The sequence below is a fragment of the Streptomyces sp. NPDC093065 genome, from assembly GCF_044754585.1.
In the GTDB taxonomy this organism is placed as follows: domain Bacteria; phylum Actinomycetota; class Actinomycetes; order Streptomycetales; family Streptomycetaceae; genus Streptomyces.
On record NZ_JBIVPJ010000013.1, the window covers coordinates 38,151 to 59,522 of the forward strand.

Annotated in this window: 24 protein-coding genes and 1 pseudogene; 18 read left to right on the forward strand and 7 right to left on the reverse strand. The window is 72.2% G+C overall.

Annotated elements, in window-relative coordinates:
- Window positions 1-136 precede the first annotated feature (136 nt).
- From ACIQFU_RS22355 to ACIQFU_RS22380, 6 genes are read left to right on the forward strand one after another with little or no spacing between them, the layout of a single operon-like run.
- Window positions 137-1,126, forward strand: coding sequence for an alpha/beta hydrolase (locus ACIQFU_RS22355; RefSeq protein ID WP_402553808.1), 990 nt, complete (start codon window positions 137-139; stop codon window positions 1,124-1,126).
- Window positions 1,119-2,324, forward strand: a complete 1,206-nt coding sequence (locus ACIQFU_RS22360; RefSeq protein ID WP_402553809.1) for an acyltransferase — start codon at window positions 1,119-1,121, stop codon at window positions 2,322-2,324. The genes ACIQFU_RS22355 and ACIQFU_RS22360 overlap by 8 nt, the downstream gene beginning before the upstream one ends.
- Window positions 2,317-3,696: a sensor histidine kinase gene (locus ACIQFU_RS22365; protein WP_402553811.1), complete on the forward strand. Its 1,380-nt coding sequence runs from the start codon at window positions 2,317-2,319 to the stop codon at window positions 3,694-3,696. Before ACIQFU_RS22360 ends, ACIQFU_RS22365 begins: the two co-directional genes overlap by 8 nt.
- Window positions 3,693-4,379: a response regulator gene (locus ACIQFU_RS22370; protein ID WP_402553813.1), complete on the forward strand. Its 687-nt coding sequence runs from the start codon at window positions 3,693-3,695 to the stop codon at window positions 4,377-4,379. Before ACIQFU_RS22365 ends, ACIQFU_RS22370 begins: the two co-directional genes overlap by 4 nt.
- A 13-nt stretch (window positions 4,380-4,392) precedes the next feature.
- Window positions 4,393-5,817: a histidine kinase gene (locus ACIQFU_RS22375; RefSeq protein WP_402553814.1), complete on the forward strand. Its 1,425-nt coding sequence runs from the start codon at window positions 4,393-4,395 to the stop codon at window positions 5,815-5,817.
- Window positions 5,814-6,479 carry a response regulator gene (locus ACIQFU_RS22380; RefSeq protein ID WP_402553816.1) on the forward strand — a complete coding sequence of 222 codons (666 nt, stop codon included), beginning with the start codon at window positions 5,814-5,816 and terminating at the stop codon, window positions 6,477-6,479. Before ACIQFU_RS22375 ends, ACIQFU_RS22380 begins: the two co-directional genes overlap by 4 nt.
- On the opposite strand, the gene ACIQFU_RS22385 is transcribed toward ACIQFU_RS22380, so the two are convergent.
- Window positions 6,449-6,886, reverse strand: coding sequence for an ATP-binding protein (locus tag ACIQFU_RS22385; protein WP_402553817.1), 438 nt, complete (start codon window positions 6,884-6,886; stop codon window positions 6,449-6,451). The two genes, ACIQFU_RS22380 and ACIQFU_RS22385, sit on opposite strands and share 31 nt — an antisense overlap.
- A gap of 226 nt (window positions 6,887-7,112) precedes the next feature.
- Here ACIQFU_RS22385 and ACIQFU_RS22390 point away from each other — a divergent pair, with 226 nt between their 5' ends.
- The 4 genes from ACIQFU_RS22390 to ACIQFU_RS22405 are packed head-to-tail and all read left to right on the forward strand — an operon-like array spanning window position 7,113 to window position 9,603.
- On the forward strand, window positions 7,113-7,964 hold the full coding sequence (locus ACIQFU_RS22390) for a helix-turn-helix domain-containing protein (RefSeq protein ID WP_402553819.1): 852 nt from the start codon (window positions 7,113-7,115) through the stop codon (window positions 7,962-7,964).
- Window positions 7,964-8,152: a DUF397 domain-containing protein gene (locus ACIQFU_RS22395; protein WP_402553820.1), complete on the forward strand. Its 189-nt coding sequence runs from the start codon at window positions 7,964-7,966 to the stop codon at window positions 8,150-8,152. The genes ACIQFU_RS22390 and ACIQFU_RS22395 overlap by 1 nt, the downstream gene beginning before the upstream one ends.
- A gap of 7 nt (window positions 8,153-8,159) precedes the next feature.
- Window positions 8,160-8,339 (forward strand): DUF397 domain-containing protein, encoded by a 180-nt coding sequence (locus ACIQFU_RS22400; protein ID WP_402553822.1) that lies wholly within the window; start codon window positions 8,160-8,162, stop codon window positions 8,337-8,339.
- A 43-nt stretch (window positions 8,340-8,382) separates the two neighbouring features.
- Window positions 8,383-9,603, forward strand: coding sequence for a cytochrome P450 (locus ACIQFU_RS22405; RefSeq protein ID WP_402553823.1), 1,221 nt, complete (start codon window positions 8,383-8,385; stop codon window positions 9,601-9,603).
- Here ACIQFU_RS22405 and ACIQFU_RS22410 read toward each other — a convergent pair.
- Window positions 9,586-9,798, reverse strand: coding sequence for a hypothetical protein (locus ACIQFU_RS22410; RefSeq protein WP_402553825.1), 213 nt, complete (start codon window positions 9,796-9,798; stop codon window positions 9,586-9,588). The genes ACIQFU_RS22405 and ACIQFU_RS22410 overlap by 18 nt on opposite strands.
- A 152-nt stretch (window positions 9,799-9,950) precedes the next feature.
- Between ACIQFU_RS22410 and ACIQFU_RS22415 the strand changes: the two genes are divergently transcribed.
- Window positions 9,951-11,462, forward strand: a complete 1,512-nt coding sequence (locus ACIQFU_RS22415; protein ID WP_402553826.1) for an endonuclease/exonuclease/phosphatase family protein — start codon at window positions 9,951-9,953, stop codon at window positions 11,460-11,462.
- A 103-nt stretch (window positions 11,463-11,565) separates the two neighbouring features.
- Here ACIQFU_RS22415 and ACIQFU_RS22420 read toward each other — a convergent pair whose 3' ends face one another.
- Window positions 11,566-13,212: an ABC transporter permease gene (locus ACIQFU_RS22420; RefSeq protein ID WP_402553828.1), complete on the reverse strand. Its 1,647-nt coding sequence runs from the start codon at window positions 13,210-13,212 to the stop codon at window positions 11,566-11,568.
- On the reverse strand, window positions 13,209-14,126 hold the full coding sequence (locus ACIQFU_RS22425) for an ATP-binding cassette domain-containing protein (protein ID WP_402553830.1): 918 nt from the start codon (window positions 14,124-14,126) through the stop codon (window positions 13,209-13,211). Before ACIQFU_RS22425 ends, ACIQFU_RS22420 begins: the two co-directional genes overlap by 4 nt.
- 74 nt (window positions 14,127-14,200) lie before the next feature.
- Here ACIQFU_RS22425 and ACIQFU_RS22430 point away from each other — a divergent pair, with 74 nt between their 5' ends.
- Complete coding sequence (locus ACIQFU_RS22430; RefSeq protein ID WP_402553832.1) at window positions 14,201-14,707, forward strand: GbsR/MarR family transcriptional regulator; 507 nt, start codon at window positions 14,201-14,203, stop codon at window positions 14,705-14,707.
- 85 nt (window positions 14,708-14,792) lie between these two features.
- Window positions 14,793-15,383, forward strand: coding sequence for a Uma2 family endonuclease (locus ACIQFU_RS22435; RefSeq protein WP_402553833.1), 591 nt, complete (start codon window positions 14,793-14,795; stop codon window positions 15,381-15,383).
- 9 nt (window positions 15,384-15,392) lie between these two features.
- On the opposite strand, the gene ACIQFU_RS22440 is transcribed toward ACIQFU_RS22435, so the two are convergent.
- A complete protein-coding gene (locus ACIQFU_RS22440) occupies window positions 15,393-16,292 on the reverse strand; it encodes a diacylglycerol kinase family protein (protein ID WP_402553835.1) in 900 nt (299 codons plus the stop codon).
- Window positions 16,293-16,477: 185 nt separating this feature from the next.
- Here ACIQFU_RS22440 and ACIQFU_RS22445 point away from each other — a divergent pair, with 185 nt between their 5' ends.
- The 5 genes and pseudogenes from ACIQFU_RS22445 to ACIQFU_RS22465 form a co-directional block, all read left to right on the forward strand.
- Window positions 16,478-17,761 carry an adenylosuccinate synthase gene (locus ACIQFU_RS22445; protein WP_385352764.1) on the forward strand — a complete coding sequence of 428 codons (1,284 nt, stop codon included), beginning with the start codon at window positions 16,478-16,480 and terminating at the stop codon, window positions 17,759-17,761.
- Between the two features lie 146 nt (window positions 17,762-17,907).
- Window positions 17,908-18,399 (forward strand): DUF3515 family protein, encoded by a 492-nt coding sequence (locus ACIQFU_RS22450; protein WP_402553837.1) that lies wholly within the window; start codon window positions 17,908-17,910, stop codon window positions 18,397-18,399.
- A gap of 58 nt (window positions 18,400-18,457) precedes the next feature.
- Entirely contained in the window at window positions 18,458-18,661 is a 204-nt protein-coding gene (locus tag ACIQFU_RS22455) for a hypothetical protein (RefSeq protein WP_402553839.1), read from the forward strand.
- Between the two features lie 84 nt (window positions 18,662-18,745).
- Window positions 18,746-19,630 carry a sigma-70 family RNA polymerase sigma factor gene (locus ACIQFU_RS22460; protein WP_402553841.1) on the forward strand — a complete coding sequence of 295 codons (885 nt, stop codon included), beginning with the start codon at window positions 18,746-18,748 and terminating at the stop codon, window positions 19,628-19,630.
- A 1-nt stretch (window position 19,631) separates the two neighbouring features.
- Window positions 19,632-19,847, forward strand: a pseudogene (locus ACIQFU_RS22465) (hypothetical protein); the annotation flags it as partial.
- On the opposite strand, the gene ACIQFU_RS22470 reads toward ACIQFU_RS22465, so the two are convergent.
- Both ACIQFU_RS22470 and ACIQFU_RS22475 read right to left on the reverse strand, forming a co-directional pair.
- Complete coding sequence (locus tag ACIQFU_RS22470; protein ID WP_402553843.1) at window positions 19,844-20,494, reverse strand: hypothetical protein; 651 nt, start codon at window positions 20,492-20,494, stop codon at window positions 19,844-19,846. The pseudogene ACIQFU_RS22465 and the gene ACIQFU_RS22470 sit on opposite strands and share 4 nt — an antisense overlap.
- 116 nt (window positions 20,495-20,610) lie before the next feature.
- Window positions 20,611-21,315 carry a GntR family transcriptional regulator gene (locus tag ACIQFU_RS22475; protein WP_402553844.1) on the reverse strand — a complete coding sequence of 235 codons (705 nt, stop codon included), beginning with the start codon at window positions 21,313-21,315 and terminating at the stop codon, window positions 20,611-20,613.
- Between the last annotated feature and the right edge of the window lie 57 nt (window positions 21,316-21,372).

Sequence of the window (21,372 nt, forward strand, 5' to 3'; positions counted from 1 at the left end):
GGAGGGGTGTCGTACCCGTAGTACCTGAGAGCTACCCGCCAGGTGAGTTCCCTGGCGGGACGCGGGTTACCCGGCCCGGTTCATAACTTCCCCTGCAGACGCGTCCGATGGGCGGGCGTGCTGGAGGGGGGCGACCATGGGGTCCGGGGCGAAGGCACGTCTGCGGCGGTGGGCGGTCGGATGGCGCCGCGCCGGCTGCGCCGCCCTCATCGCCGGTGCCGTGGTGCTCCCCCTGTCCGGGGCCGCGCGGCCCCGGGTCCCCGCCCCGGCCCCCGCCGTGCTCGCGGCCCCGACGGCCGCCACGCTGGACGAGACGTACGCCGCCAACCGTGCCAACGCGGCTCAGGCGTCCCGGATGGCCGCCGACCACGGCGACCGGCACCGCGCCGCGGCGGACCGTGCGATGGCCGACCGCTCCCGCCACCTCCTCGCCTTCGACGGCCGGGGCACGGGACTGGTCACCGAGGTCCTCGGCGACCTGGCGCACGCCGACCGCGTCGCCGTGCTGGTCCCGGGCTCCGACACCGGCATCGACACCTACGGCCGCTTCCGCGCCGCCGCCCTCGCCCTGCACCGGCAGCTCGTCGCCGGGGCTCCCGAGGGGACGCGCACGGCCGTCGTGGCCTGGCTGGGCTACGAGACCCCGGGCACCGTCAGCACCACCGTCGTCACGACCGACCGCGCCGACCGCGCCGCCCCCGAGCTGCGCGACCTGGTCGACGACCTGCGCCGGATCACCGGCCCCGGCGCCCGCATCACCCTCCTGTGCCACTCCTACGGCTCGGTGGTCTGCGCCCGCGCCGCCGACGGCCTGGATGTCGCCGACATCGCCCTGGTCGGCAGCCCCGGCACCGGGGCCGACACCGCCGCCGGCCTGCACTCCGGCGCCCGGATCTGGGCGGGGCGGGGCGCCGACGACTGGGTGGAGCACGTCCCGCACGTCAGCGCCGGCCTCTTCGGCACCACCGTCGGCTTCGGCACCGACCCCCTCTCCCCGGACTTCGGCGCCCGGGTCTTCGACGCCGGAGACGGCGGCCACAGCGACTACTTCGACACCGGCTCCCGCTCCCTGACGAACCTGGCCCGGATCGCCCTTGGCCAGACCACGGAGGTGACCCATGGCTGACCCGGCCCCCGCGCTCCCGCGCGGCGCGCTGCGTGCCGCCGCCCGCATCGACGCCGCCACACCCGCCGAGCGGGACCGGGCGGTGGACGCCCTGCGCGCCCTCGCCATCCTCGGGGTGGTGCTCGGGCACTGGCTGGTGACGGCCCTGGTCGCCGACGGCACCGGCCTGCACGCGGCCAGCCCGCTCCAGGGCATGCCCTGGCTGGCCCCGGTCTCCTGGGCCTTTCAGACCCTCGCCGTGTTCTTCCTGGTCGGCGGTCATGTCGCCACGCGTGGGTACGCGTCGGCCCGCGCCCGCGGGGAGTCCTACGGCCGCTGGCTGGGCGCCCGGCTGTCCCGGCTCTTCCGGCCGGTCCTGGCCGTCCTCGGCCTGTGGACGGTGACGGCCGCGCTGCTCCTGCTGAACGGCGCGGACTTCGTGACCGTCCACACGCTGGTGAAACTGGCGCTGTCCCCGATGTGGTTCCTGCTGGTCTTCGCCGCGCTGACCGCGGCGACGCCCTTGCTGACCCGGCTGCATCCGCTGTGGCCGCTGGTCGCCGTCCTCCACGTGGACCTGCTGCGCTTCGGCTTCGGCGCCCCGTCCTGGCTCGGCTGGATCAACCTCGCGGCCGGCTGGCTCGTGCCCTACACCCTCGGCGCCGCCTGGACCCGCGGCGAACTGGACCGACCCCGCGCGGGCCGGCTCCTGCTGGCCGGCGGCACGGCGGCCACCGCGGCACTCGTCGCCTGGGCGGGCTATCCGGCGTCGATGGTCGGTGTCCCCGGCGTGCCCGTGTCGAACCTCAACCCGCCGACCCTGGTCGCCGTCACCTTCGGTATGGCCCAGTGCGGGCTCGCCCTGCTGCTGCGCGAGCGGCTGCGCCGGACGATGCGGCGTCCCGCGGCCTGGGCGGCGGTCGCGCTGGTCAACCTCTCCGCGATGACGATCTTCCTCTGGCACCAGACGGCGCTGATGGCGACCACGGCCACCGGACTCCTCGCGGGCCGCCTGCCCGGACTGCACACGCTTCCCGACGGCCTGGACTGGGTGGCGGCCCGGCTCGCCTGGCTCCCGGTGTTCGCGCTGGTCCTGGCCGGCTGCTGGGCCACGTTCCGCACCTGCGAGCAGTCCGGCCCGGGACGGCGGCGCTCCCGGGTCGTGCGCACGCACCGCCCGCAGCGCCGGGCGACCGGGGCGGGTGCCCGCCATGTCTAGGGTGGATCCCGTGACGCGATGGGGGAAACGGCAGGTGGTCCGGTCACGGGTCCGGGCCGGGCGCGTGCTGCGCGTGCTGCACGACGACCTGTGGACGTGGCGCGCCGATCCGCTGCCCGCGTCGGTGTGGCTGCGCTGGGTCCCGCACGGGGTGGTGTGCCTGGCCGCATTCGGTGTGCTGCTCGGAGACACCGCCCAACTCGGGGACAACGGCGGGGTCGAGCCCGGCTTCGCCTTCGTCATCGGCGTCTCCCAGGCCGGGGCGACGGTGCTCGCGCTGTGGCGACCGGTCGCGGCGTGGTGGTTGTCGATGGCGGTCATGCTGGTGGGCGCCTTCGCCGTGCGGGCCCAGATGGTCCCGGGCGGCTACGAGTTCACCTGGCCGTGGACGGCCGCCGGGCTCATCGGACACCTCTTCGTGATGCTGCTGCTCGCCCTGCGGGTGCGCACGCGCGTGTCCCTGGAGGCACTGGCCCTGACCGCGCTCACCACCTATCTGGTGCAGGGCGTGGTGGGCGCGCCGAACTACCTGCCGACCGGTCAGCTCGCCGTCATCCTGTTCACGGTCGTCGTCGTCCTCGGCATCGCCCTGCGCGGCCGCCGGGAGGCACGCACGGAACTCGCGCAGCAGACGACGCTCACCGCCGAGGAGCGGGCCCGGCGCACCCTGCTGGAGGAGCGCGGCCGCATCGCGCGCGAGCTGCACGACGTGGTCGCCCACCACATGTCGGTGATCTCCATCCAGGCCCAGGTCGCGCCCCTCCTCGTCGAGAACCCGCCGGACGAGCTGAAGGAGAACCTCGCCGGCATCCGGCAGAACGCGTTGGAGGCGCTCACCGAGCTGCGCCGGGTGCTGGGTGTGCTGCGAGCCGAGCACCCGGACGTGCCGGTGGCCCCCGAGGGAGGCGACGGTGCCGTGCCGCACGCCCCGCAGCCCACCCTCGACCGGCTCGACGCACTGGTGGAGAACATCCGGGCCGCCGGGCTGACCGTCACCACCGCCAGCAGCGGGACGCGCAGACCGCTGCCGCCGGGCGTGGAGCTGTCGGCGTACCGCATCGTGCAGGAGGCGCTCAGCAACGTGCTGCGGCACGCGCCGGGCGCGAGTGCCCGGGTCCACCTCATCCACCTTCCGATCGGGCTGCGGGTGGAGGTCACCAACACCCGCCCGGAGCGCGCCCCGGCGCCGTCGCAGGGGGCCGGGCACGGACTGCTCGGCATGCGGGAGCGGGTGGCCATGCTCGACGGCTCGCTGACGGCCCACCCGACGCCGGACGGTGGCTACCAGGTGGCGGCGTTCCTGCCGGCCGACGGCCCCGACCTGCCCACCGGCCCCTTCACCGCCCCTTCCACCGAGGACGACACCCCATGACGACCAGCAGCAACGGCCGCGTGATCCGCGTGCTGATCGCCGACGACCAGCAGATGGTCCGGCAGGGCTTCACCGTGCTGCTCAACACCCAGCCCGACATCGAGGTGATCGGGCAGGCGGTGGACGGCCTGGACGCCGTGGCCAGGGTCGCCGAGCTGGCCCCGGACGTCGTCCTGATGGACATCCGCATGCCCGAGCTGGGCGGCATCGAGGCCACCCGGCGGATCACCGCGGCCACCCCGGAGATCAGGGTGCTGGTGCTGACCACCTTCGATCTCGACGAGTACGTGTACGAGGCGCTGCGGGCGGGGGCCTCCGGTTTCCTGCTGAAGGACGCGTCCGCCGACCAGCTGGCCGAGGCGGTGCGTGTGGTGGCCGCCGGTGACGCACTGCTGGCGCCCGGGATCACGCGGCGGCTGATCGCGGAGTTCTCCCGGCTGGACGACCGCCCGCGCGCCCCGTTGAAGGCCCGCGTCGGCGACCTGACCGAGCGGGAGACGGAGGTGCTCGCCCTGATCGCGCAGGGCCTGTCGAACGCGGAGATCGCCCAGCGCCTGGTGGTCGCCGAGCAGACGGTGAAGACCCATGTGGGCAGGATCCTGGTGAAGCTGGGTCTCAGGGACCGCACGCAGGCGGCGGTGTTCGCCTACGAGTCGGGGCTGGTGCGCCCCTCGGGCTACTGAGGAGCGGGGCGCGGTGGCCCCCGTAGTACTTGAGACGGATGCCCGAGAACCCCTCTCGACGGTGACGACCGGCCACTCCCGGTCGGCCTACCGTGTGAGCGTGACCGAGACGACTCACCAGCAGCACGAGGGCGGGGCCCGCAGCCAGGAGGACCGGCTGGCCCGGACCTCCCTGCGGGGACTGCGCCAGGACCTGTTCCACGACCCCTTCGCCTACCGGCGTCTGCCGCCCCGGCACACGGACGGTCCGTTCGTCCGCCGGCTGCCGGGCCGGCTGAGGTCGGACGCGCAGTACCTCCCGCACGCGGTGGTGGGGGCGGTCGCGTTCATCGCCTTCGTCGTCGGCGCGGTCTCGGGCGACCTGCCCGGCGGTGACGCTCCGGCCCTGCTGACCGGCATCCTGTGCGCCCTCCCGGTGCTCGCCACGCTGGTGCGGCCGATCGGCGCGTTCTGGCTGTCCCTCGCCGTGACGCCGCTGGTCGCTCTCATCAACGGCGCCGGGTGGGACTGGCCCTGGATGCCGGGCGCGTTCATCTGCCACCTCGCGGTGCTGGTCATCGTGGCGCTGCGCACCCGGCCCCGCACCGCTGTCTGGATGTGGGTCCTGACCTTCGTGTACGCCTCCCTCGCGGACGCCTTCTTCGGCGGGTCGTACTACTACACGAACAGCGGGCCCATGATGGTGACGTCCGCGTTCGCCCTGCTCCTGGTCTGTCTCTGGCACATACGGCAGACCGCCCGCAAGGAGGTGACCGCCCAGCAGACGGTCACGGCGCACGAACGCTCCCGCCGCACCCTGCTAGAGGAGCGCACCACCATCGCCCGCGAGCTGCACGACGTGGTCGCCCACCACATGTCGGTGGTCGCCATCCAGGCGGAGGCCGCGCCCTACCGGGTGGAGAACCCGCCGGAGGAGCTGGAGCGTGCCTTCGCCACCATCAGGGAGAACGCGGTGGCGGCCCTCACCGAGCTGCGCCGCGTCCTGGGAGTCGTCCGCGCCGAGGACTACGAGGCCCCGGACGCCCCGCAGCCGACCCTCGCCGATCTGGACGCCCTGCTCGACAACGTGCGCGAGGCGGGGCTGGCCGTGGACAAGGCGGTCACCGGTGCGGTGCGCGAGCTGCCGCCCGGAGTGGAGTTGTCGGCGTACCGGATCGTGCAGGAGGCGCTGAGCAACAGCCTGCGGCACGCGCCCGGCGCGACGGCCCGCGTCGAGGTCTCCTACGTCCTGGGCGGCCTGGGCCTGCGCATAGTCAACACCGCCGTCCCGCGGAACACCCTGGTCAAGCCGTCGCCCGGCGCCGGGCACGGCGTCACGGGCATGCGGGAGCGGGTGTCGATGCTGAACGGCGAGATGACGGCGGGCCCGACGGACGACGGAGGGTACGAGGTGGCGGTGTTCCTTCCGGTCGCTGCCCAGACCGAAGGTGACGCATGACGATCCGTGTACTGATCGCCGACGACCAGATGATGGTGCGGGAGGGCTTCTCGGTCCTGCTGAACGCGATGCCGGACATCGAGGTCGTCGGTGAGGCGGTCAACGGCCGGGAGGCGGTGGCGAAGGTCCGCGAGCTGGCCCCGGACGTGGTCCTGATGGACATCCGCATGCCCGAGCTGAACGGCATCGAGGCGACGCGGGAGATCGTGGCGGCGGACACCACGTCCAAGGTGCTGGTCCTCACCACCTTCGACCTCGACGAGTACGTGTACCAGGCGCTGCGCGCGGGCGCGTCCGGCTTCCTCCTCAAGGACGCCTCCGCCCGCCGGCTCGCGGACGGCGTGCGGGTGGTGGCGGCCGGCGAGGCCCTGCTCGCCCCCTCGATCACCAAGCGTCTGATCACCGAGTTCTCCAAGCTGTCCGACACCCCGCGCCTGATGCCCTCGGCGCAGGCGGCGTACGGCGACCTGACCGAGCGCGAGACGGAGGTCCTGGTCCTGATCGCGCAGGGCCTGTCCAACTCGGAGATCGCCCAGCGCCTGGTGGTCGCCGAGTCGACCATCAAGACCCACGTCAGCCGCATCCTGGTCAAGCTCGGCCTGCGCGACCGCACCCAGGCGGCGGTCTTCGCCTACGAGGCCCGCCTGGTGACCCCGGGCTGACCTGTGCCGACCTCGCACCACACGTATTTGCCCCGGTTGCCGAACCGGGAGAGCGGCTGCCAGCCCCACAGGTCGGAGCAGGCTCTGACCAGGGCGAGCCCCCGGCCGCTCTCGTTGTCGGTCACGTCCGCCAACCGCGCGGGCGCGTCGGGCGGTTCGGGATCCGCGTCCCACGCGCCGATCCGCAGCGTCCCCGGCGGCGACCAGCGCACCCGCAGTGCGGCGGGGCCCTTGGTGTGCAGCACGGCGTTGCCGATCAGCTCCGCCGCGAGGAGCTCCGCTACATCGACGAGGCGGATCAGTCCGTGCATGGTGAGGATGAGACGCAGGGTGCGCCGACTGACGGTGACGGCGCGCGGGTCGTTGGGGATGTACAGGGAGTACTCCCAGGACTCGTCCTCGGGCATGCGTCGACTCCGTTCGGGGGAGGGGAGGGTGCGGCCTCCGGGCGGTGTCCATGCCGCATCCGTCATGGCAGGACGGTGCGGTGCGCTTCCGGCGCCCCGGGGTTCCGCAGCGTGTGCGTCGCGTCACCGACGGTATTTCCTATCCTTAGGAAAGTGCAACCCGTTGTCGTATCCTGACGCTCGAACGAGGGAGTCCCGCAGGGAAGTTGGAGCGAGGAGGCGCCGGTTGCCGCCGAAGAGACATCTCACGGCGCGTAGGGCGAGGTTGGGCGCTGAGCTGAGAAAGTTGCGCGAAGCGACAGGCCTTACGGCTAAGGAAGCCGCGCAGCTGTTGGAAGCTGACGCTGTTCAGATGAGCCAGATCGAGTCCGGCACCGTAGGGGTGAGTGCGAAACGCCTGCGCCGCCTCGCGGCCAACTACGCCTGCACGGACTCGGCATTGATCGAGTCACTCGTCGCGGTGGCGACCGACCGTACCCGCGGCTGGTGGGAGGAGTACCGAGGCGTGCTTCCTTCAGTGTTCCTGGATGGCGCCGAAGTCGAGCACCATGCGGCGTTCTTGCGCGAGGTTGTGATCCACTACGTTCCAGGGCTGCTGCAGACCGCCGACTATGCCCGCTCGGTGTTCACGTACACGCGCCCCGAGCTGACCGAGAACGACGTGGCCCTGCGCGTGCGGCACCGGATGGAACGTCGGGCTGTCATCGAGCGAGAAACTCCGACTCCGTACGAGACGATCGTGCATGAGTTCGCTCTACGTGTGATGGTGGCCGACCGTCGGGCATCGCTCACTCAACTGCGCTTCATTCTCGACAAGATCGAGGCAGGGCAGGCCGTGGTGCGCGTCATCCCGATCGAGCGCGAAGGCTTCGCCGGTGCCGGAGCCTCCATGCTGTACTTGGGAGGTCCGGTGCCTCAGTTGGACACAGCACTTCGGGACGCTCCCACCGGCGCTGCGTACATCGATGCGCAGCCTCAGCTGGAACAGCTTCGGACGCTGCTCCGGAGAGTGCGGGCGGCGTCGCTGGACGCCACCGCATCCCGCGACTTCATTCACCGTCTGACGAAGGAGCTGTAATGCACTGGCGAAAGTCCAGCCACTCCGGCGGCGGCGACGGCGACGCCTGCGTCGAGATTGCCGAACTCCCCGTCGGGGTCGCCATCCGTGACTCCAAGGCACCCGCCCGCGCGACCCTCTCCGTCCCTGCCCCCGCCTTCGCCGCCTTCGTCGAGGGTGTCAAGCGGCGCCCCCGGTCTGGGGCCTGAGTCCCTGATGAACTGGCGGAAGTCCACCTACTCCGGAGGCGGCGAGGGCAACACCTGCGTCGAGATCGCGGAGTCGGTCACCCGCATAGTCATCCGCGATTCCAAGGTCCCTGCCCGCGCCACCCTCTCGGTCGCCGTCCCCGCCTTCGCCGCCTTCGTCGAGGGCGTCAAGCGGTACTCCCGGTGACGAGGGACTTTCGCCGGGGCTCCTCGTTTCCTATGGTCCATCCATGACGCCTGCGTCCGACCTCGCGTTCGACCCCTGGAACCCGGCGTTCGTCGCCGACCCCTATCCCGCCTTCGCCGAGCTGCGGGAGCGGGGGCGCGTGCTCTACTACGAGCCGACCGACCAGTGGCTGGTCCCGCACCACGCGGACGTGTCGGCGCTGCTGCGTGACCGCCGGCTCGGCCGGACGTACCAGCACCGTTTCAGCCACGAGGACTTCGGGCGTACCCCGCCCCCGCCGGAGCAGGAGCCTTTCCACACGCTCAATGACCACGGCATGCTCGACCTGGAGCCGCCGGACCACACCCGTATCCGGCGCCTGGTGTCGAAGGCGTTCACTCCGCGGACGGTGGAGCGGCTGAAGCCGTACGTGCACGGGCTGGCGGACGACCTGGTGTCCCGGCTGGTGGCGGCGGGCGGCGGCGACCTGTTGACGGACGTGGCCGAGCCGCTGCCGGTCGCCGTGATCGCCGAGATGCTGGGCATCCCGGAGTCCGACCGCGCCCCGCTGCGCCCCTGGTCGGCGGAGATCTGCGGGATGTACGAGCTGAACCCGTCCGAGGAGACGGCGGCGAAGGCGGTCCGGGCCTCGCTCGAGTTCTCGGAGTACCTGCGTGCCCTGATCGCGGCCCGCCGCAAGGAGCCCGGCGACGACCTGATCTCGGGGCTGATCGCGGCCCACGACGAGGACGACGACCGCCTCACCGAGCAGGAGATGATCTCGACCTGCGTCCTGCTCCTGAACGCCGGTCACGAGGCCACGGTGAACGCCACGACCAACGGCTGGCTGGCGCTCTTCCAGCACCCGGACCAGCTCGCGGCCCTGCGCGCCGACCACTCCCTCGTCCCGTCCGCCGTCGAGGAGCTGATGCGTTACGACACCCCGCTCCAGCTCTTCGAACGCTGGGTGCTGGACGAGATCGAGATCGACGGCACGACGATCCCGCGCGGCGCGGAGATCGCGATGCTGTTCGGCTCCGCCAACCACGACCCGGCGGTCTTCGCCGACCCCGAACGCCTCGACCTCACCCGCCGGGACAACCCCCACATCTCCTTCAGCGCCGGCATCCACTACTGCATCGGCGCCCCACTGGCCCGCATCGAGCTGGCGGCGTCCATGACGTCCCTGCTGGAGCGGGCCCCGGGCCTGCGCCTGGCGGCGGAACCGGAACGCAGGCCGAACTTCGTGATGCGCGGCCTGACGGGACTACGCGTGGAACTGTGACGACCGAGGGCGCCGGCGCCGGCCCAGCAGCCAGGCGCCGAGCCCCCACAGCACGGCGGGCGCCACGGCCCCGGCGAGGAAGACCAGCGGCAGTTCGGTGAGGACGGCGCCGAAGTCCTGCCCGTTGTTCTCGAACTCGTTGCCGAGGTGCCGCTGGGTCCGCGCGGTCTGCCACCACACGACGACCGCACCCACGGCCCCGGCGAACGAGACCGCACATCCACCACCCGTCACCGCATCCCGACTCATACCTGCCCTGACGCTCGCACCGGCACGGTCGGTTTCACCGCCCACCGGCCCGACGTAGAGTGCCGGGCTGACAAGGCATGTTGCTGAGGTGGGGGTAAATGAGAACGACAGCAAGGCACTTGATCGTCCTGTGTTCCGCTCTGTTCGCGCTGATAACGATGTCGACCGTGGAGGCACAGGCGGCCGCCCGGCCGGTTCCCGTCACCGCCGGTGACAAGTACGCGCTCCAGTCCGTCGGTGCCGGCGGGCTCTACGTGTCGGCGGAGGTCGACACGGGCGGCGACCGGGAGGGCATGCTGCGGGCCCGCACGGCCGCGGACTCCGTCGACGACCTGGGCTCCTGGGAGAAGTTCACGCTGCACACCGACGACAAGGGGTGGACGGCCACGCTCCGCTCGGAGGGCAACGGAAACTACGTCACGACCGAGCGGAACGACACGGGCAGCCACGAGAACCTGCTCCGGGCCCGTGGCGCGACCGTCGGCGAGTGGGAGAAGCTGCACCTGAAGAAGCAGGCCGACGGCACATACGCCCTCAGCGCCTGGACGAACGACGGCTACAAGTACGTGACCGCCGAGATGCAGGACCCGGGCACCGACCGGGGACTGCTGCGGGCACGGTCCGATTCGGTGGGCTCCTGGGAGAAGTTCCGGCTCGTGTACCTGGGGGAGGAGAACGCGAGCGACGAAGGACCCCGGCCCAGTCCCGCGGCCCCCGCCCCGGCCGCCGACTTCAGGGTCATGACGTGGAACGTCTGCGCCAACCACAACGGCGACTGCCTCAACCACAGGGTGGACGGCGACGCCCTCGGGACCCAGATCGCCGCCCGGCTGGGCTCCGGCGCGGGCCAGTACCAGGCGGTGTTCCTCCAGGAACTCTGCGAGTCGCACGCCAAGAAGATCGAACACGCGCTGGAGGCAGCGACCTCCTCCGGGTGGGACGTGCGTTTCGCGCCCATCAAGTACGAGGTCGACGGGTCGTCCGTGAAGGCGGCGAGGACCTGCAACAACGCGGGGTCGGCAAGCGCGGGCTGGACAGACCGGGGCGCCTACGGCATCGCACTGGCCGTGCCGGACTCCAACGTCTGGTACGCGTCCTACGACCTGCCCTCGCCGAAGAACCGGACCATCGGGGACACGTGGGTGCGCATGGAGCAGCGCGCCGCACTGTGCGCCGTTCTCCCGGCCCAGGCGCTCCAGTTCTGCACGGCCCACTTCAGCGCCGGCGTGGCGCAGGACGACGCCGACGGGACGAAGCGCAGGGAGCAGGCGGCGCTGCTGCAGGACATCGTCCACTCGTACACGCCGGCCGGCTACCGGACCGTGTACGGCGGCGACTTCAACTCCGTACCGCCGGACTCGGCCTCGCCCGACACCCCCAAGGACGTACTCGCCTCCGCCTATGCGGCGGACAGGGAGTGCGACGAGGGGCGGTCGGCAGACCGGGTCCGTGACGGCCGGGCGACGAAGCCGCTGGGCACACGGAACATCAAGATCGACTATCTGTTCGCTCCGTCCGACGCGACCCTCGTCTCGTGCGACGTGACCGCCGACGCGGGGCGTTCCGACCACTATCCGATCCAGGCGCGCTTCGTCCTCCCCGCACGGTGACGCAGCCCCTGGTCCGGAACGCGCACGGCGTCCCGGACCAGGGCCGCGGGTCCCTTCCCGGCTGTGACGCCGGCAGGTCACGTCGGCAGATCACGTCGTGAGGTCACGTCGTCAGGTCCCGCCGCCGCAACCCCGCCAGTCCCGCCCCGGTCAGCACCGCCGCAAGCGCCGTGAGTACCAGCACCGGCGACCAGCTCATCTCCCCGCCCGGCAGCTTCGGCAGGTGTCCGAACGGGGACACGTCCAGGACGGTCTGCGGTACGTCCAGCACCGGTCCGACCCACCCGAGCAGCAGCACCGCGCCCGCGACGGCCCACGCGGCCACGGCCGCCCGGGGCAGCAGGCCGTGCAGCAGCACCGCCGCCCCGCCGATCACCCACACCGCCGGGAGCTGCACCAGGCACGCACCCAGGATCGCCCCGAGGTCCCGCCCGTACCCGGCGGCGAAGCCGAGCCCGGCGAGCAGCATGATGAGCGCGGCGCCGCCGAAGGAGATCACCAGGTGGCCCGCGGCCCACCGCAGCCGGCCCACCGCGCCCGCCAGCACGGGTTCCGCGCGCCCGGACGTCTCCTCGCCGCTGAGCCGCAGCACCGACGCCACGACGTAGAGCGCGGCGATCAGCCCGAGCATGCCGACCATCGCCGACACGAACGCGTCGGTCAGCCCGGCCTGCCCGCCCATCCGCTCGATGATCTCGCGGGCCTGTTCGTTGTCCCCGACCAGATCGGCCGCGCCCTCCGTCATCCCGCCGTAGACGACCCCGGCGGCGAAGAAGCCGATGCTCCAGCCGAGGACGCCGCCCCGCTGCAGGCGCCAGGCCAGCGCACCGGCCGTACGCAGGCGCCCGGCGGCCGGTCCGGGCCGGGTCGGCAGGAAGCTCATGCCGAGGTCCCGGCGCCCGGCCAGCCCGTAGGCCGCGGCTGCCTGCGCCACCGTCGCGCCCGCGATCAGCAGCAGCACCCACCACCGCTCACCGGCGAAGGCCCGCACGTTCTCCAGCCAGCCGAGCGGCGACACCCAGGTCAGGACCGACGAGCCTCCCCCAGAGCCGAAAGCCCGGGAGGTACCCCCATCCGTCGCCGAGTCGCCCGCCGCCCGCAGTACGAAGGCCGCGCCCAGCACCGCGGCCGTCAGCCCCCGGGCCGGCCGGGCGCTCTCGGTGAACTGGGCGACGATCGCCGCCGTGGTCGCGAAGAGCATCCCGACGCCCGCGACCCCGAGTCCGAGGGCCAGCGCACCGGCCGCCCCCTGCCCGGCCAGTCCGACGGTGATCAGCAGGGCCAGTACGGCGTTGGCGACCGCCGCCGCCAGCAGTGCTGCCGTCAGTGCGGCCCGGCGGCCGACCATTCCGGAGGCGACGACCTCCTGCCGTCCGCTCTCCTCCTCGTCCCGGGTGTGCCGTACGACGATCAGCAGGCTCATCACGGCGGCGAGCGCACCGGCGTACAGGCCGACGCGCCAGGCGGTGAGCGCGCCGAGACTGTCGTCGAAGACCGGGCCGACCAGGGCGCGCAGCGAGGCGTTGGTCTCCATCTGCCGCATCAGATCGGCGCGTTCGGCGGTGGTGCCGTACAGGCCCTTGAGGGTGCCCGGCATGGACAGCACCATGAGGGCGTTCACCGCGACCCAGACGGGGATCAGTACGCGGTCGCGGCGCAGGGCGAAGCGCAGCAGCGTGCCGGTGCCGGCCAGTTGGCGCGAGCCTCCGGGCCGGGCGGGGAGAACCGTGGCGTCGGCGGCAGCGGTCATCGCGCCGTCACCTCCGCTCCGGACTCCGCGTCCCCGCCCTGGTAGTGCCGCAGGAACAGCTCCTCCAGCGTCGGCGGCGTCGACGTCAGCGACCGCACGCCCGTCGCGCTCAGCGACCTGAGGACGGCGTCCAGCTTGTCCGTGTCGACCTGGAGCCGGACCCGGTGGCCCTGGACGTCGAGGTCGTGCACGCCCGGCAGGCGGGTCAGGCCGTTCGGGGCGCCCGCGAGTTCGGCGGTGACGCTGGTCCGGGTCAGGTGGCGCAGGTCGGCGAGCGAGCCGCTCTCGACGGTCCGGCCCTTGCGGATGATGCTGACCCGGTCGCACAGCTCCTCCACCTCGCTGAGGATGTGGGAGGAGAGCAGCACCGTCCGGCCGCGCTCGCGCTCCTCCTCCACGCAGCGCTGGAAGACCTCCTCCATCAGCGGGTCGAGCCCGGAGGTGGGTTCGTCGAGGATCAGCAGGTCCACGTCCGACGCGAAGGCGGCCACCAGGGCCACCTTCTGGCGGTTGCCCTTGGAGTACGTGCGGCCCTTCTTGCCCGGGTCGAGTTCGAACCGCTCGACCAGCTCCGCGCGCCGCCGGGTGTCGAGTCCGCCGCGCAGCCTGCCGTAGAGGTCGATGACCTCGCCGCCGGAGAGGTTGCGCCACAGCGTCACGTCACCGGGGACGTACGCGATCCGCCGGTGGGCCTGAACCGCGTCCGCCCACGGGTCGCGGCCGAGTACCTGCGCGGCGCCCGAGTCGGCGCGCAGCAGGCCGAGCAGGACCCGGATGGTGGTGGACTTGCCGGCTCCGTTGGGCCCGAGGAATCCGTGGACCTCGCCGGTCTCGACCTCCAGGTCGAGGCCGTCCAGAGCATGCGTGCGCCCGAACGACTTGTGGAGTCCGGAGACGCTGATTGCCTTCGTCATGTTTCGGAAAGTACGCTACTTTCAGAAACTTGTGAAGTTAAGAAACCGTCAAGACGGTGAGGGATGATCGTGGGATGAGGCAACCAGCGGATCAGGCGGAAGCGGGGCGCGACCCCGAGGCGGTGTCCCAGTTCGTGGAGGGCTTCGCGGCCCAGCTCGTCGAGGCCGGGATGCAGCGCATGCCCGCCCGGGTCTTCGCCGCGCTGCTGGCCTCCGACTCGGGCACGCTGACCTCGGCGGAGCTGGGCGAGAGCCTCCGGGTCAGCCCGGCCGCCGTCTCCGGCGCCGTGCGCTACCTCTCGCAGCAGCACATGGTCTCGCGCGAGCGCGAACCCGGCTCGCGCCGGGAGCGCTACCGGGTGCACAGCAACCAGTGGTACGAGGCGCTCACCAACCGCGAGGCCGTCCTCAAACGCTGGGAGAGCGCGCTGCGCGACGGGGTCACCAGCCTCGGCGCCGACACCCCGGCGGGCCGGCGCATGGCAGAGACCCTCGCCTTCTTCGAGTTCGTCGACGGGGAGATCGTCGCGATGATGGAACGCTGGCGGGTGCACCGGGAGGAGCGGTTCGGGCGGGGGTGACGGTGATCGTAAAAGTGGATCACGGTGGCGTAAGTGATCCACTACGCTGAGTTGTCACTGGTCCGCATCACGGGGAGGGCGCATCATGACTGTCATGGCGGAGCGACCGACGACGAGCGGCACTGAATACCAGAGCTTCGAGGAACTGCTGGTAGCCCTCGACGAACTGGCTGTACCCGACGGCTACAGGGCCGAGATCACGAGGGGGAGCATCGTCGTGTCGCCGTGGTCGAAGGGCTACTACCTCCGGGTGATGCGCCTGGTGTGCGTCCAGCTGGAGGCACATCTGCCCGAATCTCACGTGATCGAACGAGGACCGTTCCTCTACGTCTTCCCGGGAGACGGGTGCGCCTACGGGCCGGACATCCACGTGGCGCACGAGCGAGTCTTCGAGACGGAGAGCCACCACTTGGACGGGGAGGCCCTGTCCTTCGTCGCCGAGCTGACTTCTCCCGCCACCCGGAACAACGACCTGACCGAGAAGGTGGAGGTCTACGGCCGCGCCGGTGTCCCCGTCTACCTGATCCTCGACATGCAGGAGGAGCAGGCCACGGTCCTGTGGACGCCGTCCGCCAAGGGATACGAATCCCGCCTCACCAGGCCGTTCGGTGAGAAGCTTCCGATCCCGGCCCCGTTCGACTGCCTGCTGGACACCTCCGGCTTCAAGGCCCCCTGACCAGGAGCCCTACCCCGCCGGCAGCGTCAGCCCCCACGCCCCCTCCCGGGCCACCCACGTCCGCGTCCCCACCGGCCCGCACACCACCGTGTCCGCCCGGTACCGGAAGTGCGCCCCCGACACGGTCACCGTCCGTCCGCGCGCCGTCAGCGGCGCCGCCTGCGCGTCCATCGACAGCGGCCGCACCTCCACCGCGGCCGTTCCCGAGCCGCCCGGCACCACCGTCAGCGCCTCCACCGGCTGGTCCAGGTCCACCAGCGTCACCCCGTCGACCTCCACCCGCAGCCGGGCCGGGCCCGCCGCCCCCGGCGCCACGGTGGTCCGGGCCGGACGCGAGGACGCCAGCGTCCGTACGAGCGACTGGCAGGTCCGCAGCCAGGGACGGACCGGCGCGGGCGAGCCCGGGCCGGGGTGCGCCTCCGCCGGCACCGGCAGCGGCAGCGGCGGAACGCCCACCGCCCCCAGCACCACCCCGTCGCTGTCGTCGACGAGCAGGTCCAGACGGCGTTCCGCGCCGTCGAGCACGGCCCGCGCCGCCGCCACCGCACCGGTCGGCAGCCCCAGGGACCGGGCGAGACCGAGCGCGGGGCCCACCGGCACCACCGACAGCGCACAGTCCGCCAGCTCCCGCCGCCGGTGCAGCAGGGCCACGGCCCGCAGCAGCGCACCGTCGTCACCGACCACCACCGGGCGCCGCGAGCCGCGCCGGCCGAGCGCCCGGGCGAACTCCTCCGGGCCGTCCGGCAGACACACCTTCGTATGCGACGCACCCGCGCTGAGCACGTCTTTCGCGATCCGGACGGACTCCCCGTCCAGCCGCCGGGCGGCCGGATCGACGACCACCAGAAGCTGGTCGGACCTCGCGGAAGAGTTCGCGGAAGAGCTCGCGGAAGTCGCCACCTCGGCCATGCCTCGCTTCCTCGGGTAGCATCTTTGTGCAAGAGCCCCTTGCGCTGTTGCGCCAGGGGCTTCGTCTATTCCGGGGCACCCGGTCCGACGGTTGGCGGCCAACGACGGTCGCGGTGTATGTGGCGGAAACCCGTCGCATACGCCCTCGACCATGGACATGCCCCGCCCGGAAGGGGTGTACGCGCGTGCCCGCACTTGTGCTGCTCGGTGCTCAGTGGGGTGACGAAGGCAAGGGAAAGGCGACGGACCTGCTCGGTGGTTCCGTCGACTATGTGGTGCGCTACCAGGGCGGCAACAACGCCGGCCACACGGTGGTAGTGGGCGACCAGAAGTACGCCCTGCACCTGCTCCCTTCCGGGATTCTCTCCCCCGGCTGCACGCCGGTCATCGGAAACGGTGTCGTCGTCGACCCGTCGGTCCTGTTCTCCGAGCTGAGCGGGCTGAACGAGCGTGGCGTCGACACGTCCAAGCTCCTGATCAGCGGCAACGCTCACATCATCACGCCGTACAACGTCACCGTCGACAAGGTGACGGAACGCTTCCTCGGCAAGCGCAAGATCGGCACCACCGGGCGCGGCATCGGCCCGACCTACGCCGACAAGATCAACCGCGTGGGCATCCGGGTCCAGGACCTCTACGACGAGTCGATCCTCACCCAGAAGGTCGAGGCGGCGCTCGACGTCAAGAACCAGATGCTCACCAAGCTCTACAACCGCCGCGCCATCGCCACCGGCCAGGTCGTCGAGGAACTGCTCGGCTACGCGGACAAGCTCGCGCCGTACGTCGCCGACACCGTCCTGGTCCTCAACCAGGCGCTCGACGACGACAAGGTGGTCCTCTTCGAGGGCGGCCAGGGCACGCTCCTGGACATCGACCACGGCACGTACCCCTTCGTCACCTCGTCCAACCCGACCGCGGGCGGCGCCTGCACCGGCGCCGGCGTGGGCCCGACGAAGATCAGCCGGGTCATCGGCATCCTCAAGGCGTACACGACCCGAGTCGGCGCCGGACCCTTCCCGACCGAGCTGTTCGACGAGGACGGCGAGGCCCTGCGCCGCATCGGCGGCGAGCGCGGTGTGACGACCGGCCGCGACCGTCGCTGCGGCTGGTTCGACGCGGTGATCGCCCGCTACGCCACCCGCGTCAACGGCCTCACCGACTTCTTCCTCACCAAGCTCGACGTCCTCACCGGCTGGGAGCGGATCCCGGTCTGCGTGGCCTACGAGATCGACGGAAAGCGCGTCGAGGAGCTGCCGTACTCGCAGTCCGACTTCCACCACGCGAAGCCGGTCTACGAGACGCTGCCCGGCTGGAGCGAGGACATCACCAAGGCGAAGTCCTTCTCCGACCTGCCGAAGAACGCCCAGGCGTACGTCAAGGCGCTGGAGGAGATGTCCGGCGCCCCGATCTCCGCGATCGGCGTCGGCCCGGGCCGGGACGAGACGATCGAGATCAACTCGTTCCTGTAGGCACCGCCCGCGCATCGCGCACACCGACGGCCGGGACCCCGCACGGGGCCCCGGCCGTCGGCGTCGGGACGGCGGATACGCTGGCCGGAGCCTTTCAGCGGACAGACCGCGACGGACAGCGACGGACAGCACGGAGCGAGCGGAACATGCGGAAGCCCACCACCCGGACGTGGATCTGGCTGACCGTGGCGGTCGTCGCCGTGACCGCCGGCCTCTTCTACGTCGACGGCCACCGCGTCTCCGCGGCCCCGCACGCCGACGACCCCAAGTGCGACAAGGTGGTCTCCCGGCTGCCCGACGACATACCCGGCGCCTCCCGCGACTGGGCCCTGGGCGACGCGGTGGCGTCCTGGGGCGGCCAGAAGGCCGTGTTCCGCTGCGGCGCCGAGGAGCTCCAGCCCAACGTCAACCTCTGCGTCACCGCGGACGGCGTCGACTGGGTCCTGGACGAGGCACGGCTCAAGCGGGACGGCGTGAGCGTCCTGCGGACGTACGGCCGCTCACCGGCCGTGGAGTTCACGTACTCCGGTCCGCGCGAGGAGGTGGGCGGCATCCTCGCCAGCCTGGACCCCGCCGTGAAGTGGATCCCGCAGGAGCGCAAGTGCATCGGCCTCGACGACGCGGACACCGCCCTGTAGCCCTTCGTTCGGCCCCCTCCGCCGGGCGCCGGCGCGTGTCGTGGTGTCGGATCGGGGCATGACCGACCGTGACCGAGCCGCTTCCTGCCAGGGCCCGTTCGGCGGCGGGACGACGGGGCCCGGCGACTGCGGCGACCCGGCCCGCTTCGAGGTCGCCCGGCACCTGCGGGCGCCGCTGCGGGTGTGCCCCGTGCACCTGGGACCGTCGCTGCTGCTGGCCGACGGGGTGCTGTGGCCGCCGGGGATCGTCCTGGTGCGGTGACGGGCCCCCGCGGGTGCGCGTACGCCGGATGGTTCACTGGGGGCCCGCCCCCGAGGGCCCCTGGACGCGGAAGGAAGCCGTACGGTGCCCGGACGACCCGATGACGTGGCCCGGCAGTTCGAGCTGGACCGGCCCCGGCTGCGGGCGGTCGCGTACCGGATCCTCGGTTCGCTCGGCGAGGCGGACGACGCGCTCCAGGAGGCCTGGCTGCGGGCCGACCGGGCGGACACCTCCGAGGTGGCCAATCCCTCGGGCTGGCTCACCACGGTCGTGGCCCGGGTCTGCCTCAACCTACTCCGCGCCCGCGACACCCGCCGCGAGGAGCCGCTGGAGGACGCGTCACGCGGACGAACGGCCGGCACCGGCACCGGCACCGATCCGGCCGAGGAGGCGCAGCTCGCCGACGAGGTCGGGATCGCGCTGCTGATCGTGCTGGACACTCTCGGGCCCGCCGAGCGGCTCGCGTTCGTCCTGCACGACATGTTCGACGTGCCCTTCGGCGACATCGCCGCGATGCTCGGCAAGACCTCCGCCGCCACCCGCCAGCTGGCCGCCCGCGCCCGCCGCCGGGTCCGCGGCGTCCCCGCACCCGACGCCGACCTGCCGCGCCGGCGCCGCGCGGTCGACGCCTACCTGGCGGCCACCCGCGGCGGCGACTTCGACGCGCTGGTGGCCCTGCTCCACCCGGACGTCGTGCTGCGCGCCGACGCGGCGGTCGTGCCGACGCCCGAGCCCTTCACGGTCGGCGGGGCTGATCCGGTGGCCAGGGGCGCGATGGCCTCGACGGGCCGGGCCCGGGACGCCGCCGTCGTCCTCGTCGACGGCCGGCCGGGCATGGCGATGGCCGAGCACGGCAGGCTGCGCGTCGTCCTCCGCTTCGACTTCGCCGCCGACGGCCGCATGACCGGCATCGACGTGATCGCCGAGCCCGCCCGCCTGACCGAACTGGACATCACGGGCATAGGCTGAGCTGATCAGCCGGACGCTGGACCACGTCAGGCCGGAGGCCGCCTACTTCGGCCCCCTCGGCGGCCGGCGGACGGCCCTGATGGTCTTCGACATGCAGGACAGCTCGGAACTGCCGCCCACCGGTGAGCCGTTCTTCACCGAGCTGAACGCCGAGGTCGAGGTCTCCCCGATCATGAACGCGGACGAACTGCGCGAGGGTCTGTCCCGGCTGGGCTAGCTGAAGACGATCATCGATCCCTGCGCCAGGCTCCGGGTCGCCGCCGTGTGCAGCCCCAGCCAGACGTGGCGCTCCCGGGCGAAGGGGCTGGAGTCGTACGGTGCGGCCACGGCCGGTTCCTCCAGCTCCGTCGGGGCGAGCGGCGGCTGCGGCGCGGCCGGGGGGTTGGCCGGGTCGATGCCGAGGGCCGGGGCGACCGCCTCCAGCTCCCGCAGCAGTGTGTGCGAGGAGCCCAAGGGGCCGCCGCCCGCGAGGAGTTCGTCGCTGGAGAGTGGGTGCGGGAAGTCCACCGGGACGTAGGCGCCCGCGTGGTCGTAGTGCCAGACGAGGTGGGACTGCTGGGCCGTCGACTCGAACATCTCCAGCAACTGCTCGTAGTCCCCGCCGAGTTCGTCCACCGGGGTCACCGGCAGGCCGCACACCTGGAGGAGGTAGGACCGGCGCAGGAAGTGCAGCGCGTCGTAGTCGAAACCGGCCACCGGGGCGACCTCGCCGGAGAGTCCCGGCATGTACTGGTACACCGGCACCGGCGGCAGCCCGGCCTCGGCCAGCACCTTGTCGTACTGCGCGAGTTCCTCGGCGAACGGGTTGTCCGGCGTGTGGCATAAGACGTCGACGAGCGGTACCAGCCACAGGTCACAGGCCAAAAGAGGGCTCCTCACACAGCACGGTGGTCAGGGCAGCGTAGTCGGTGTGCGCCGGTGCGCGTTGCGTGCAGGTCCCATACCCATCTGGGGCCGGACCACGACACGTCCGGCGTTGGTCATCCCCCGGAGGGCCCTCCGGTCAGCCCTTCGACGAGGGCGAGCGAGTGGGCGTTGTACGCGTCGACGAGCGCGCGTGCGCCCGGAACGTCCCGGCGGGCGAGGGCGTCGACCAGTTCGGTGTGCCCGGACCACAGCGCGCCGCGCAGTTCGCTGAGCCGGCGCAGGTGCTGCACCGTGCACACCCAGCTCTGCACGCGCAGCCGGTGCAGGAAGTCGCAGAGGTAGGGGTTGCCGAAGAGGGTGGCCAGCTCGCGCCAGTAGCGCAGGTCGTAGCCGATCAGGACGGTCAGCTCCCCGGCCGCGGCGGCGCGCTGGGCCTCCTCGCCGCGGCGGCGGACCCCGAAGAGGGCGGCGGCGATCCGCGGGTCGGCCGGGTCCGGCAGGTCCGCCGCGAGGGCGAGGAACATGCCGTCGGTCACCAGACTGCGGGCCTCGATCATGCCGCGGAAGTCGTCGACCGAGTACTCGTGGACGCGGAATCCCCGGTGGTGGTCCGCGTCGAGGAGCCCCTGCGCGGACAGGTCGACCAGGGCCTCGCGCACCGGCGTCGCGGACACCCCGTACTGCTCGGCGATCTCCTTGACGGTGAACTCCTGCCCCGGCTGGAGCCGCCCGGCCAGCACCTCGTCACGGAGCGCGTCGGCGATCTGCTGCCGCAGGGTGCTGCGCGTGACGGCACCGGTACCGCGGGGGCCGGGCATGGTCGGGCGTCTCCTCGTCGGGTCCGGGGCGCCGGTCGGGGCGTCGTTCGGGAGGTG